Source organism: Cognatiyoonia sediminum (assembly GCF_900129845.1).
GTDB classification, from domain to species: domain Bacteria; phylum Pseudomonadota; class Alphaproteobacteria; order Rhodobacterales; family Rhodobacteraceae; genus Cognatiyoonia; species Cognatiyoonia sediminum.
The window spans coordinates 931,588-946,582 of sequence record NZ_FQXB01000001.1 but is presented as its reverse complement, the minus strand read 5'-3'; the positions used below and the strand labels follow the sequence as shown (position 1 = coordinate 946,582).

Below are 14,995 nucleotides of genomic sequence, written 5' to 3'. Positions count from 1 at the left end.
CCGGATTTCTTTTTATTCTGCTGCTTGTAGTGGCGTCACTGTCGACGTTATGTCGGGATCGTCCTCATCGGTGTCTGACACCTCCACCGGCTCATCGTCTTCCCAGATGATCTGAGGTGACTTCAGCTTGCGTGCGGAACGGTTAAGGCGGAAGTCGCTGCGGCGTGTGCGCCCAACCCGACCGAAGAAACCAGCTTGCAAGGTGTTGATGAAGCCGTAGGCACCCGCCGACGCCCAGACACGCAAGGCGAGCATGGATGGGGTGAAGACCAAGGTCAGCACCGTCGCGGTACCAAGGCCGAAGACCACAGCTGTCGCCAATTGCTTCCACCAAAGTGCTGTTGGGCTGTCGACCGAGTAGCCGCCACCGAAGAAGTCCAGGCTTAGGCCAAACATCATTGGCGCAAGTCCGGCCATAGTCGTGATTGTCGTCAAGAGTACGGGGCGAATACGCGCCTCAGCCGTCCGAACGATCGCTTCAGCTTTCGGCATATAGCGGCTGTATTCCTGATAGGTGTCGATCAGGATGATGTTGTTGTTCACAACGATCCCAGCCAGCGCCACAATACCCGTACCGGTCATAATGATGGAGAATGCCTGATCCATGATCAGCATGCCCCAGAGCACGCCTGCGGTCGACATCACAACCGCCATCAGAACCAGCAAGGAGTTGTAGATCGAGTTGAATTGCGCCAGCAGGATGATGAACATCAAACCCAAAGCACCAGAGAATGCGACCATCAGGAACTGGCCAGACTCCGCTTGATCTTCCTGATCACCGGTCCATTCCCAAGAGATTGATGCAGGGAAGGGGTCAGTCTCTAGCCATTCGGTCAGTGTTTCGATGCGTTCAGTCGGGCTCACAACGGTCATGGTCAGATCGCCGGAGTTGACTTGACGCTGAAGGTCATCGCTTTGGTCGTAGACCTCTTCCGTCACGACAGTCGTTTGGCCCGTACCGTCGGTTAATTTGACCAAGCCGGAGTCAACGGCCGCTTTGACATCGAAGTAGCGTTGTTGGTCGACGCGGCTGATCTCAGCCAGTTTCTCAACCGGTGTGATTGTCGTGAAATTCGACAATGGGACAAGGCCGGTGGGTGTGCGGACCTTGAGATCTTCAAGCGTAGACAGCACGCGATCTTCTTCAGGAAGGCGCACACGGATTTCAATCTCTTCGTCGCCATCAGCGGGCGTGTAGGTGTCGAGCAAGATGCCGCGTGTCACAAGCTGTACCATGCCGCCAACTGTGGCGACATCTGCGCCATAGCGGCCCGCAGATTCAACGTCCACGTCGATCTGCCAATCAATACCGGGCAGGGGTAGCGTGTCTTCTTGCTGCGCCAGACCATCAAGGTTGTCGAACTGTTCACGGGCTAGGGTGGTCGCCGCCAATAGTTCTTCCCAATCATTGCCTTTGATCCGCAGGTGCACAGGCTTTGCAGAGGCTGGTCCCATAGCAAGGTTCAATACCTCGAACCGGATACCGGGGATCAGCGCTAGGTCTTCTTCCAACTCAGCAATAACTGCGTTTCCGTCGAATGCTGGATCAACCTCTGTTGTCGTCCAAGGGATGAAGCCGAGCAGCGTCGTTTCACGCTCAACTACAGGGCGTTCGTCCCATGGTACCATCTCGAGTTGGACCTGACCGATTTCGTCAGCAGGACCCTGTGCGCCACCCGTGTTGTTGTCCAACCCACCTTGGCCCGCGAAAGAGAAGGCGCTTTGGACGGCTGGATGCGCGATGACAACATCCTCAACCTGTTTCACCAGATCGTCTTTTTCGGTGACAGACAGGTTTCCGCGCGCTTGAACGTAAACGATTGCCTGCTCTGGCTCAGTTTCTACGAAGAATTCAACGCCATTGTTGTTCGCGCCAAACGTCGTAAATGTGTACATGACAAACGCTACAACGGCTCCGATGGTCACAACGGGCATGATTGGGTTCTTCGTGATGAACGCGATGAAGTAGCCAAAGAGCGACCGGTGATAGCCTGCGTCGACCTTCTTACGTTCCCATCTGATTGCAGCTGCACCCATTGTGATGGATGCAAAGACCGCGCCAGTAAGGAACAGGGCGATGCCTGGTAGCGACGCGACCAAACCGTCTGTCTGGACGGCTTCACCTGAGAAATAGCCTGGGTTCAGCGTCAGCATTGCACCTGCGAAAACTGTCATCAAAGCGACGGGAACAAGTGCTGCACGGATGACCCATGGGAACGACGCGCGAAGCCAATCTGACGCTCCGCTAAACATCCGGCTGAGGCGACCGGTGACACCGCCCATAACAGGCAGGTAAATCAGTGCAACGACGAGCGATGCAGACAGAACGAAGATCAGGGTGACCGGCAACATGCCCATGAATTGCCCTGGAACTCCGGGCCAAAAGAGCATTGGCAAGAACGCACACAGCGTTGTGGCTGTGGAGGAAATGATCGGCCAGAACATGCGCTTGGCAGCTTCTGTATAGGCCGCCATTGGGCCAGAGCCATCTTTGATCCGTTTGTCGGCGTATTCGACCACAACGATCGCACCATCTACCAGCATCCCGACCGCTAGGATCAGGCCGAACATCACGATGTTGGAAATCGTGATCTCCATAATCGCGAGGAGGGCGAAACATAGTAGGAAGGACGTTGGGATCGCAAAACCAACCAAGAGAGCGGGGCGGGTGCCAAGTGCTGCGAGCACTACGATCATCACGAGCGCGATGGCGGTCAAGACTGAGCCTTCCAACTGGCTAACCATAGACGCCACGTTGCGCGATTGGTCGTTAGAGGTGCCCACTTGGATCGCGGCTTGAAGTTCAGGCGACCAAGTCGCGCGCTCTTCTTCGACAGTCTGCTTCACCAATTCGGCAGTGTCGATCAGGTTGAAGCCTTTGCGCTTCACGACCTGAAGTGCGACTGTATTTGTCCCGTTAAACCGTGCAGTGCCTTCTCGATCTTCGAAGGTCATTTTGATGGTCGCGAGATCGCCAAGAGTGACGACGCTATCGCCGTTTTGCTTCACCGGCAGATTGTAGACGTCTTGCGACTCGCTGAACGAGGAGGGGATTTTGACCGCGAAGGTTCCTTGCTCAGTCTCCACTTCGCCTGCTGCGATCAGCAAGTTGTTTTGCGTGACGACATTGATCAACTCGCCTGCAGTCACGTTGTAGGATTCCAGTTTGAGCGGGTCGATCGTGACCTCAAGCATCTCATCGCGTTGGCCAGCGAGGCCCGCTTCAAGGACCGCATCAAGGCTTTCAATGCGGTCCTGTAGCTCTTTGGCCACTCGCACAAGCGTACGCTCTGGCACCTGACCCGTCAGGTTTACGATGACGATCGGGAACTCTGAGAAGTTGATTTCGTTGATGGAATAGTTCTCAGCGCCTTGTGGGAATGCCCCTTCGGCTGAGTTCATGGCGTCTCGAATATCCGCGAGAACCTTCGTTTTGTTCCACCCGAACTCAAATTCCAATGCAACGCCAGCATAACCTTCAGCCGCCGTACTGCTCATGGTTTTCAAACCATCAAGATCAGCAAGCTCTGTCTCCATCGGTTTTACGAGAAGCGTCTCGGAGTCTGCAGCCGAAATGCCGGGGAACGGGACGGAGACGAAAATCGCAGGAATTTCAATATCGGGTTCACCTTCTTTTGGAAGGCCGACATAAGCCATCGCGCCGGCCGTAAGGGACAGCACGATAAAGGCTATAACCATCCGCGCCCGTGACGCGGCCCAATCAACTATTCCAGTCATCCTTCAGCCTCGCTGAATGTGGGTTCGACAAGGACACCGTCCACGACGTATTCCTGACCAACGGTAATGATATTGACCTTATCAGGCAAATCACCAAGCCAAATGCCCTCGGTTGTGTCGCGCAAGGCGGTCACTTCCATAAATTGCGCTTTACTTTCATCGTCGATGATCCGAACACCAAGCGCTCCGTTGTCATCCAATGTCAGAGCGGACTGTGGGACGAGGTGAGCGGTTCGACCGGCGGATGCGATCAAAATGTCGGCTGTCTGGCCGTCGCGGATCGCGAGGTCGGTGTTTGGTACTTCGACTTCTACGCGGAAGGTGCGAGTCACTGGGTCTGCGGACCGAGAGATGAAGGTCACGGTGCCACGGACTTGCGAGTCGTCTGTCAGACGGGCACCGGCCAAGGCGCCAAGCTCTACTTGGGTCACTTTGTCTTCTGGGACAAAGCCGACGAGCTTGATCGGATCAAGCTGGATGATCGTTGCGCAAGGAGAACCTGGCTGCATCAAGGATCCCAGTTCTGCTGAGTCAGTTTCTAAAAGGCCAGAGAAGGGTGCTTTGATAGCGAGGCGGTCGATCTCACGCTGTGCTGCCGCCACTCCGGCCTCGGCAGCTTGGATGCCAGCGTCGGCGCTTGCCAAACCCGTAACAGCCCTTTGTCGTCCAGCTTGCGCGGCTTCCAAGGCGGCTTCTGCGCTGATGACGCGGGTCTCTGAAGCAAAGCCGTCCTCAGACAAACGCACTGCCGCGTTCAAGTTGATCTCTGCTTCTGCGATACGCGCGTCGGCTTCTGCTACAGCGGCCTCGGCTTCTGGAATGCGACCTTGGGCTTCTACCAAACGCGCCTCTGCCTCGGCCAAAGAGACAAGACGGGTACCGGGGTCAAGCTGGCACATCGTATCTCCGACGGTGATCTGAGCGCCTTTGCGCAGTGGTTCCGAAATGACCAATCCAGCGGTTTCGGCGGCCACCATGACTTGCCGCGCCGCTTCGGTGCGCCCGCGGACTACGACGGCGTTTTCAATCGTTTGAGCCTCTGACGCCAAAGCGACGACCCGTACAACCTGAGAAACCTCTTCTTCGGCGGAATCCATGTCTGTATCCGCCACCTCGGCGGTCTCGGCTTCAGTAGCCTCTTGCGCAGATGGTGCTGACTCCTGAGCAAATTCAAAAAGCCGATCTCTTTCGAAGATCAAAAGGTAAAGGGCAGCCGTAACAAACACTGCAGTGATGACGGGGACTATCTTCATTTTGCACCTTACTAAGCCGCTTGTTGTATTGCGGTTACTTATGGTTTTGTTACGGCGATTAAAATATCTCGGTTCAAAAAAAATCAAACTAAACCGATCAGTTCATTTTACGTGTTTCCCCAAGGTCATTCAAGCTTTGATTTCTGCGCTGCCGCATAGCTGTTTTTTGCCCGTCCTGCACAATGGCTTGGCATTTGGTTAAGCTTCAAGCTAAGAGGATGGCTAAATGAATGCGCCGGTAGGGGATCAGTGTGAGCGACACCGATAGTTTTATCAACGAAGTGACCGAAGAAGTTCAGCGCGACAAGCTCTATGGCTATGTGCGTCGGTACGGTTGGATTGCAGCACTTTTGATCATCGGTTTGGTTGGTGGTGCGGCTTGGAACGAGTATCACAAGGCGTCTGCCGTGACTTTGGCTGAGAACACCGGCGATGCGCTGATGGATGCGCTGGAGCTCAACGATATATTTGCACGACCAGCTGCATTGGCTGACGTGACAGGTGAGGGGCCAGCGGTTGCGGTCACCGCGCTCGCCACCGCAGCGGCCCAGCAAGAAGCCGGTAATCTAGAAGCAGCGGCAGCGACATTAAATGAGCTGGCGATCAATACGGATGTTCCGCCCATCTATGCCGATCTCGCGGCCTTCAAGCTCGCTTTGATCGACACAGGCGATGATGCCGCGCGTCGCGCTTTGCTCGAAGGTCTGGCACAGCCGGGCGAACCGTTCAATTTGCTGGCGCAAGAGCAGTTGGCCTATATGGACCTCTCAACCGGCAACCAAGACGCGGCCGTCACGACTTTGCGTGCCATTATTGAAGACGCAGGCGTGACACGAGGCTTGCGTGATCGCGCTCAAACCATGATTGTGGCACTAGGCGAAGAGCTTGAGCCTTCGCCGACGGAGTAAAAGTAAAAGCGGAGCAATTCGCTAGGGAGCAGCCCGTGATGGTAAGATCATTTGTTGGTGCAATCGCTGGATTGGCTTTCTTGGCCTCTTGTGGCGAACAAGACGTCATTTTGCCGGGTGAACGTTTGGACCTTCGCCCAGATCAAGCGATTGAAAACGAAGTACGTCCGATCAATTTTGCGTCGCCCGTTACCAACGCGAATTGGACACACCGAAACGGCGAACCGGACCACAGCATTCGTCATCCCGCTTTGGGTGCGAACCTGACGCAGGTATTCTCCGTCGACATCGGAGAGGGCGACAGCCGTCGCGCAAGAATTACAGCGGATCCCGTTGTTGAGAACGGCGTCGTGTACACTTTGGATGCGCGAGCAAGGGTGACGGCGACGAATATCAATGGCACGCCGCTTTGGTCCGTCGACCTCACGCCGTCCAGCGATGGCGCTAACGATGCATCAGGTGGTGGGCTGGCGGTTGATGACGGCCGTTTATACGTCGCAACTGGTTTCGGTGAGTTGACCGTTCTGAATGCTGCGACGGGTGGAGAGATTTGGACGCAGGATCTGGACGCACCAGGCGGATCGCCTCCTACAGTCCGTGGTGACCTGGTTTATGTCGTCACGCGCGACAGTCGCGCATGGGCAGTAGAAACAGACACCGGACGTATTCGCTGGCAGATCAACGGCACGCCGTCGGTTGGCAACTTTTCTGGTGGCGCTGGCCCAGCAGTGACAAGCGAAATCGCGGTATTCCCGATGCCGTCGGGCGAAGTCTTAGGGGCCTTCCCTCAGGGTGGTCTGCGCAGATGGTCGAGTGTTGTGACTGGTCAGCGTTTGGGAGAGTCCGCTGCCGATATTTCCGACATAGCAGGTGATCCGGTCATTTCTGGCGATCGCGTTTATGCGGCAAACTTCGCTGGCCGTCTCGTTGCGATGAAAACAACCAATGGCGACCGAATTTGGACGGCGACTGAAGGAGCCGTGAGCCCCGTTTGGCCCGCAGGTGGTTCGGTCTTTGTGGTCAATGAGATTTCTCAGCTGGTCCGGTTGGATGACCGAGATGGCTCTGTCATTTGGAAGGTCGATTTGCCAAAGTTTACGGAAACGCGGTTCCGTCAGCAGAGAACGGTCTTTGCACATTATGGCCCTGTCTTGGCCAGTGGTCGCCTGATTGTTGCGTCCTCTGATGGGGTGATCCGTCAGTTTGATCCCACCTCTGGCGCTCTTGTTGGAAGCGTCGCAATCGAAGGTGGCGCTGCGTCAAATCCAATCGTAGCGGGGCAGACATTGTATGTTGTCTCAAAAGAAGGGCGATTGGTGGCTTTTCGTTAGTGAAACTTTAGTGTATCGGCGCGCATCTGACGTTTCAGGATCGGATCGATGAGTTTTACGCTGGCCATTGTTGGCCGTCCCAATGTTGGTAAGTCCACACTGTTCAACCGCTTGGTTGGCAAGAAATTGGCTTTGGTTGATGACCAACCCGGGGTCACGCGTGACTTGCGGGAAGGCGAGGCACGTCTAGCCGATCTGCGGTTCACCGTTATTGACAGTGCCGGCCTTGAAGAAGCGACGGATGACAGCTTGCAAGGCCGGATGCGGCGTTTGACCGAACGCGCTGTTGAGATGGCTGATGTTTGCCTTTTCATGATCGACGCGCGGCAAGGGGTTTTGCCTGCTGATGAAGTTTTTGCCGACATCCTTCGGCGCAAGAATGTGAATGTGATCCTCGCGGCGAATAAGGGCGAGGGCCACGCCGCGGACGCTACGATCCTAGAGGCCTATTCCCTCGGGCTTGGTGAGCCGATACGGCTCTCGGCGGAACATGGCGAAGGCATGGGCGATCTTTTGGCCACTCTGCGTCCGATCCATGGTGCCCACGAAGAACGAGCTGCATTGGCTGCACCTGAGGTTGATGTCGATGTGTCCGACGATGATCCTAATGCGCCCCGGACACCGACACATGCGAAACCGCTGCAGATTGCGGTGGTGGGGCGGCCCAATGCCGGAAAGTCGACTTTGATCAACCAGATCATTGGCGAGGAGCGACTGCTGACGGGGCCAGAGGCTGGGATCACTCGGGACGCGATTTCTGTTCAGAAAGACTGGAACGGCGTACCGATGCGGATTTTTGATACCGCTGGGATGCGTAAGAAGGCGAAAGTTCAGGAAAAGATTGAGAAACTTTCGGTGACGGACGGTTTGCGTGCGGTCAAGTTCGCTGAAGTTGTGGTCGTTCTCTTGGACGTGGAAATTCCATTTGAGCAGCAAGACTTGCGCATCGCGGATTTGGCGGAGCGCGAGGGGCGGGCTGTGGTTTTGGCGGTCAACAAATGGGACGTCGAGACCGACAAGCAGATCAAACTGAAGAAACTGCGCGAAGATTTTGCACGGCTGCTTCCGCAGCTGCGAGGCGCGCCTTTGGTGACGGTTTCGGCGAAGACTGGCAAGGGTCTGGAGCGTTTGCATCAAGCTATCATACGCGCGCATGAAGTGTGGAACCGCAGGGTCACGACCGCGCAGTTGAACCGATGGCTGACGGGTATGTTGGAGCAGCACCCACCACCGGCGCCAGGCGGGCGTCGGATCAAGATGCGCTATATGACTCAGGTGAAGACAAGACCGCCAGCGTTTGTGGTGATGACGTCGTTTCCTGATCAGGTGCCGGCGAGTTATTCTCGTTATCTTGTCAATGGGTTACGGGAAGACTTTGATATGCCAGGGACGCCAATTCGCCTGACACTAAGAGATCAGGGCGACAAGAACCCTTATAAAGGCCGCAAGAAATCACAGCCTTCAAAATTGTCTAAGCACCTCAAGCCAAACCGCGGAGACTAAGTCGCGTATGTTAAGTGCGCGACCTAGTGCATTGATTTGTCTATCTTCCTAGGCCTTCAAATGTGCCGCGCGGGTCCGGTCCGATGCCGAGCCAGCCTTCGGTAACGGCTTCAATGTGCTCGGTCACTCTGACTTTCTGCGTCCGGCCCTGAATCGTTGCTTCAATGGCTTGGAAACCCGTTAAAGCTTCAAGATCAGCTTTGATCTGCTCAGGGGGAGAAATGACTTCCCCCGTGCGCGCGTCTGTTGCTTGGATGAAATAGGTGATGTTGTGAACAGCAGAGGGTGCTTTCTCACGGGCAATCGGAGTTACGCCATGAAATTCAGAGACTTGCACGTTAAGGTTCACCGGGCGTGGTCCGTTCAATTCGCTCGCACCGCGTGCGACACCTTCTCTTACAATGTCAGCGACCTGGGCTTTCCGATCTCCACGCGGATCGCCGTGCCACACGATGTCTGCGACAGGTACGAATGAGTTTTCTTCGCTGACGGTCAATTCATCTGGCACGCTGACAGAAACGCCCACAACGTTCCAACCGCGTGTGACATCGGGGCTCAAAGGTTGTGCGAAGTCCGTCTCAAATGACGTGGAACAGGCCGCAAGAGCGGTAAAGCAAAGCGCTTTCGCTAGGGTTTTCATTGCACTACTCGTTTTGTTTTTGATCGTTATTGCGGGCTTTCTAGCATTTGAAGGTGGTGAGATTGTGTCTTTGTTTGACGGTTCGGGTGACGATTGAGGCTTACGTGCAACATCGTGCCTCATACGATGCCCAAGGGCATGGAAACCCCGACTTGTTTGATGCGGGCAGGGATTGCAGGCTGAATCTATGAAACGAATAGCAATTTTCATTGATGGGACATGGAATCGCCCCGACGCGCAGCATCCGACCAACGTGCTCAGACTGTCGCGTTGCGTGCATCATTACGACCGAAAAACGAACGTTCCTCAGTATGTCATCTACACCGCCGGAGTTGGGTCGGGTGAGGGAAGTACCTGGCTGGCACGCAAGCTTGATCGTTGGTTTGGCGGTGGATTCGGGTGGGGCAGCCTTGCTTTGATGGAAAACGTCTATCGCCGCTTGGTCTATGCCTATGAACCGGGAGATGAGGTTTATGTTTTTGGGTTTTCGCGCGGCGCATTCGCGGCGCGGTCCTTGGTTGGGTTGATCCGAAGCTGCGGTATCGCGCCTCGTAGCCATTTGGACCGCATACCGGAAGCGGTTGCGCGTTATGTGGATCGGAGCGGGGCCACGCATCCCGAGGACCCCTCCAGCTATGAATTTCGTGAGAGTTTTGCGCCCTACACGGCGACGAGCGACAAGGAGTTCAAGTGGCGTCGCGAGCGGGGAAATACCGAAGCGATCCGCTTATATGTAGATTACGTGGGTGTCTGGGATACGGTAAGCGCCTTGGGCGTGCCAAAGTGGGCGCCTTTCGCGAAGTCGTTTAATCAAAAATATGAATTTCATGACGCCGAATTGTCTTCGTCCGTGCTTTCGGCTCGACACGCCATTTCTCTCGATGAGCGACGGTCGTCGTTTCCAGCCCACCCGTGGTCCAATCTTGATCGGCTGAATGAACCGACCCTTTCCGCGAAAGGACCGAAACAGCGCAAGCCATTCCTTCAGCAATGGTTTCCCGGAAATCATGGGTCTGTCGGGGGCGGGGGGCGTCGGATTGGCCTGTCTTCGATAACGATGCATTGGATTGCACAGGGGGCGGTTGATGCGGGTCTATCGATCAGTTGGGAAGATTTCGACAGGCAGGCTTGGCGTTTTTCGGTTCTGGAAAAACTGGACAATAAATTCGGTCCAGTAGGAGCAGTGAACTGGGTCTTGCAGCAATCCAAGAAAGATCGAGAAGGGCCAAGCGATATTGAAAACCTATCGCTTGCCGCTGTGGATCGGTTCCAATTGGATGATGAATACCGACCTAAGTCGTTGGACCAAATTTACCACGAGCTTTACGACCTGAGCGAAGCGGAATGGGGCGACTTACGAGGTCAGATGATCGCGCGTGATGGCGGCCCAACGCATGATTTAGACGACGGATTGCGTCCGCGAGACTAAGAAAGCCGAGGATACCCTCGGCTTTGTGTTTATTCCAACGCACCCTCTGCCGTGATCCGAGTCTTGCCTCTCAAATAGGGGTACAGCGCACTCGGCAGGTCAACGGACCCATCCGCCTGCTGCCCATTCTCCAAAACAGAAATAAGCGCGCGGCCAACGGCAAGGCCTGAACCGTTTAGAGTGTGAAGAAATTCAGGCTTGCCGCCTTCGGATGGTTTGAAACGCGCGTTCATCCGGCGTGCCTGATAATCTCCACACGTCGAAACCGATGAGATTTCGCGGTAGGTATTCTGACCGGGAAGCCAAACTTCGATGTCATGAGTGCGTCGCGCGCCGGCACCCATGTCGCCAGTGCAAAGGACGACGGTACGATAGGGCAACTCTAACTTTTCCAAGATCCCTTCGGCGCATTTTGTCATGCGTTCGTGTTCTGCTTCCGATTGCTCCGGATGGCAGACTGTAACCATCTCGACTTTCTCAAACTGGTGCTGGCGCAGCATGCCTGACGTGTCACGCCCGGCTGATCCCGCCTCGGACCGGAAACACTGTGTGTGCGCGACGTATCGGCGTGGCAGATAGCTCTCTTCCACCGTCGAGCCATTGACGATGTTTGTCAGCGTGACTTCTGCAGTCGGGATGAGCCACCAGCCGTTTGTTGTTTGGTAACTGTCTTCGCCAAACTTTGGCAGTTGCCCTGTACCATACATCATGTCTTCTCGGACGAGGACGGGAGTGATCGTTTCGGACAACCCGTTTTCTTCGACGTGAGTGTCGAGCATGAACTGCGCCAGTGCACGGTGAAGACGGGCTACCGCGCCAGAGAGCAATACGAAACGACTGCCAGAGAGTTTGGCGGCGGTTTCGAAATCCATACCGTCTTGAACGCCGGCAATTTCGTAGTGTTCAACGGGGTCGAAATCGAAATTGCGCGGGTTGCCATGACGGCGGATTTCGACGTTGTCGTCTTCATCTTCACCGTTTGGCACGTCATCGTAAGGCAGGTTCGGAATACCCATAAGCAGGTCGTTCAGTTGAACGTCCAGCTCTTTGGCCTTGTCGTTGAGCTCTGCGATTTCGGATTTCTTGGCGCCGACCAAAGCACGGAGGCGTTCGAATTCGGCTTCATCGCCTCGACCTTTAGCCGCGCCAACTTCTTTGGCGGCTTTGTTGGCTTCAGCTTGTGCGGCTTCAGCGGCTTGGATTGCGGCGCGGCGCTCGCCGTCGATTGCAAGAATGTCGGAGGAGGATGCTGCAACTCCACGACGAGACAAAGCTGCGTCAAAAGCAGCGGGGTTGTCACGGATCGCGCGAATATCGTGCATCGGTCTTCTCCTTGGTTGTCGATGTGGGGGTCATATGCCCAAAAGCTTCGGTGAAATGAAGCTGTTTCTTACTGAAGACTTTCGATCCGAGAAAGTAACTCTTCTCCGGGAACGACGGCGAATGCGTTGTTCTGCGCTTTGGCCGCAATAACCGCTACGATTTGCGGGTTATCAGGCTGGCCAACAAACACAGCGGCACCGGAGTTTCCACTGCTAACGGGGCATGCGATTTGAAGCGGGCCTTCTTCAAGTGTTCGATGCGCGCAACCGCTGGTAAGATAAGGTGTGTCCGGTTCGGCGTTGCTGTAGGTTAGGAAATAGACCGTTTCCCAAGGTCCGGGTAGCGGCACGATGGGTACTGGTTCGATATTGGTTATTGGGTCGCTCAAGCGGACAAGAGCCCAATCGCTGTTTAGGTTTCGAAGCCGATCTTCGCCCCCAGGGACATAACTGCGAGGAACGATGATTTCAGAGATCGAACGCGTCGCAAATGCCTCACCTTTGTTCCATCCGGCAGCAAACGTGTATTGGCGCAGGCCGCTCGGTGTTTCGTTCTTTGCGCCATTTACGCAGTGCGCAGCCGTCAAAATCACGTCAGGTGCCACCAGAGTTGCCGTGCATACACTTTGTGTGCCGATCCTGCCTTTCACCAATTGACCAACGGCTGCCCAAGGCGCCTGTTGAGTAGGGGTCAGCCGCGTAACTTGCTGAGCTGAAACCACAGATGGGCCTACGAATAGGCAGATTAACGCGATTGCCAAGATTGACGGTTTGATCATAAGGCACCATATGCACCTAAACACATCGGTGGGAAGCAAAAAACCAGTGAGCAGCGTTGCTATTTTGAGGCCGCGCTCATAGTGTGCCGCGACCTCCACTCAAGGCCTTTGCGCCGAACTAAGACCAAGGATAGGACCCACCATGGAAGGCATTCAATCAATCATTCCTCTTATTCTGATTTTCGGGATCATGTACTTCCTTCTGATCCGCCCACAGCAGAAGAAGATGAAAGAGCATCAGGCCATGGTTGCGGCCCTACGTCGCGGGGATCGGGTTGTGACGCAAGGCGGCATCAAAGGCAAAGTGACCAAGGTCAAAGAAGGCGAGAACGAGATCGAAGTTGAGATCGCTCAGGGTGTCACCATCAAGGTGGTTCAATCCACGATCGCGAACGTCGAAAACAAGACTGAGCCTGCAAAGTAATTCTGATCTAAGGGGCACTAGATGCTTCATATCTCTGCCACCAAGCAAGTGATGATTTGGCTGACCGTGGTGGTCGGCCTTTTGCTTGCTTTACCCAACGGGTTTTATGGCCAAGTTGAAAGCTACAACGATGCCGTTGAAGCTGGCGAAGAGGCGACGGGTTGGCCGTCGTTCCTTCCATCAGGCTTGGTGAACCTTGGCCTAGACTTGCGCGGTGGCGCGCATTTGTTGGCCGAAGTGCAAGTCGAAGACGCGCATGAAACGCTCATCGAGTCGCTCTGGCCGGAAATTCGTCAGGCTTTGGGTGCCGAGCGCGCAACTATTGGTCCTTTCCGTCAAAGTGCCGATGCACCGCCTGCGACATTGCGCATTCAGTTCCAAGAAACGGATGGTATCGATCGTGCGGTCGAGATCATTCGGGGATTGGCGCGTCCGGTGCAATCGCTGACTGGCGTAGGGGCCAGCGATATCGAGGTGACCCGTGGCAGTAACTTTGTCACTGTTGAGCTCTCTGAGGCTGAGAAGGCCAACATTAACGAACGCACCATGCAGCAATCGTTGGAGATCATTCGTCGCCGGATTGATGAGGTTGGGACACGTGAACCCACGATTCAGCGTCAGGGTGCCGAACGGATTTTGGTACAGGTCCCGGGGGTTGGCTCTGCGCAGGAAGTCAAAGACATCATTGGCACGACGGCTCAGTTGAACTTCCAACCGGTTGTGTCCATTGCGAGTAGTCCGGATGGGATCGCTGGCCCGGGCAATGAAATCCTTCCAGAAGCGACCCCAGATGGTGTTGAGCCCAGCGTCTATTACGTTCTTGAACGCACGCCTGTTGTCTCGGGCGAAGAACTTGTCGATGCCCAGCCATCGTTCGATCAGAATGGTAGCCCTGCGGTAAACTTCAGGTTCAACGTTAGTGGTGCTCGGAAATTCGGGGATTATACGCTTGAAAACATCGGTCAGCCTTTTGCGATTGTGCTCGACGATGAAGTGATTTCGGCTCCGACCATTCAAAGCCATATTGCTGGTGGATCGGGGATCATCACCGGAAACTTCTCGGTCGAGGAAAGCACCAATCTTGCGGTCCTATTGCGGGCAGGGGCGTTGCCTGCGGAATTGGAGTTCCTTGAAGAGCGAACAATTGGTCCTGAGCTTGGTCAAGACAGTATCGACGCCGGGCAAATCGCCTGTATCGTCGCCGGGATCATGGTGCTCATCTTTATGTTCCTCAGTTACGGGCTTTTCGGTCTGTTCGCGAACGTGGCCTTGATCGTCAACGTGGCTCTGATTTTCGGGCTACTTTCGTTGATTGGCGCAACGCTCACACTGCCTGGTATCGCGGGGATAGTGTTGACGATTGGTATGGCGGTCGACGCCAATGTGATCGTGTTTGAGCGCATCCGAGAAGAATTGCGAACCGCCAAGGGCCCCGCGCGTGCCATTGAACTCGGATACGAGAAAGCGCTGTCGTCGATTTTGGATGCGAACATAACGACCTTCATTACCGCGACGATCCTTTTCGTTATGGGGTCAGGGCCGGTACGTGGATTCGCGATTACCTTGGGATTGGGCATTATCACGTCGCTCTTTACTGCAATCTTTGTCACCCGCGCCTTGATCGCCATTTGGTTTGCGCGGCGTCGTCCGAAAACGATCGAGGTTTGA

Annotated in this window: 11 protein-coding genes; 6 read left to right on the top strand and 5 right to left on the bottom strand. The window is 55.1% G+C overall.

The window, feature by feature from the left end; translation table 11 throughout:
* Positions 1–12 precede the first annotated feature (12 nt).
* Positions 13–3,738 carry an efflux RND transporter permease subunit gene (locus BUA85_RS04730; protein ID WP_072899704.1) on the bottom strand — a complete coding sequence of 1,242 codons (3,726 nt, stop codon included), beginning with the start codon at positions 3,736–3,738 and terminating at the stop codon, positions 13–15.
* Positions 3,735–4,991: an efflux RND transporter periplasmic adaptor subunit gene (locus BUA85_RS04725; RefSeq protein ID WP_072899703.1), complete on the bottom strand. Its 1,257-nt coding sequence runs from the start codon at positions 4,989–4,991 to the stop codon at positions 3,735–3,737. Before BUA85_RS04725 ends, BUA85_RS04730 begins: the two co-directional genes overlap by 4 nt.
* A gap of 251 nt (positions 4,992–5,242) precedes the next feature.
* On the opposite strand from BUA85_RS04725, the gene BUA85_RS04720 reads away from it, so the two are divergent.
* From BUA85_RS04720 to der, 3 genes are read left to right on the top strand one after another with little or no spacing between them, the layout of a single operon-like run.
* Positions 5,243–5,899 (top strand): tetratricopeptide repeat protein, encoded by a 657-nt coding sequence (locus BUA85_RS04720; RefSeq protein ID WP_072899702.1) that lies wholly within the window; start codon positions 5,243–5,245, stop codon positions 5,897–5,899.
* Between the two features lie 38 nt (positions 5,900–5,937).
* Positions 5,938–7,230, top strand: a complete 1,293-nt coding sequence (locus tag BUA85_RS04715) for a PQQ-like beta-propeller repeat protein (protein ID WP_072899701.1) — start codon at positions 5,938–5,940, stop codon at positions 7,228–7,230.
* A 48-nt stretch (positions 7,231–7,278) separates the two neighbouring features.
* Entirely contained in the window at positions 7,279–8,733 is a 1,455-nt protein-coding gene (der, locus tag BUA85_RS04710; protein WP_072899700.1) for a ribosome biogenesis GTPase Der, read from the top strand.
* A 40-nt stretch (positions 8,734–8,773) separates the two neighbouring features.
* Here the strand turns inward: der and BUA85_RS04705 are convergent, their stop codons facing one another.
* On the bottom strand, positions 8,774–9,373 hold the full coding sequence (locus BUA85_RS04705; RefSeq protein WP_072899699.1) for a DUF6778 family protein: 600 nt from the start codon (positions 9,371–9,373) through the stop codon (positions 8,774–8,776).
* Positions 9,374–9,560: 187 nt separating this feature from the next.
* Between BUA85_RS04705 and BUA85_RS04700 the strand changes: the two genes are divergently transcribed.
* Positions 9,561–10,802: a phospholipase effector Tle1 domain-containing protein gene (locus BUA85_RS04700; protein WP_072899698.1), complete on the top strand. Its 1,242-nt coding sequence runs from the start codon at positions 9,561–9,563 to the stop codon at positions 10,800–10,802.
* 29 nt (positions 10,803–10,831) lie between these two features.
* Here the strand turns inward: BUA85_RS04700 and serS are convergent, their stop codons facing one another.
* Positions 10,832–12,124: a serine--tRNA ligase gene (gene serS, locus BUA85_RS04695; protein WP_072899697.1), complete on the bottom strand. Its 1,293-nt coding sequence runs from the start codon at positions 12,122–12,124 to the stop codon at positions 10,832–10,834.
* Between the two features lie 68 nt (positions 12,125–12,192).
* A complete protein-coding gene (locus tag BUA85_RS04690) occupies positions 12,193–12,903 on the bottom strand; it encodes a trypsin-like serine peptidase (protein ID WP_072899695.1) in 711 nt (236 codons plus the stop codon).
* Between the two features lie 142 nt (positions 12,904–13,045).
* On the opposite strand from BUA85_RS04690, the gene yajC reads away from it, so the two are divergent.
* Positions 13,046–13,327, top strand: coding sequence for a preprotein translocase subunit YajC (gene yajC, locus BUA85_RS04685; protein WP_072899693.1), 282 nt, complete (start codon positions 13,046–13,048; stop codon positions 13,325–13,327).
* Between the two features lie 21 nt (positions 13,328–13,348).
* Complete coding sequence (gene secD / locus BUA85_RS04680; protein ID WP_072899691.1) at positions 13,349–14,995, top strand: protein translocase subunit SecD; 1,647 nt, start codon at positions 13,349–13,351, stop codon at positions 14,993–14,995.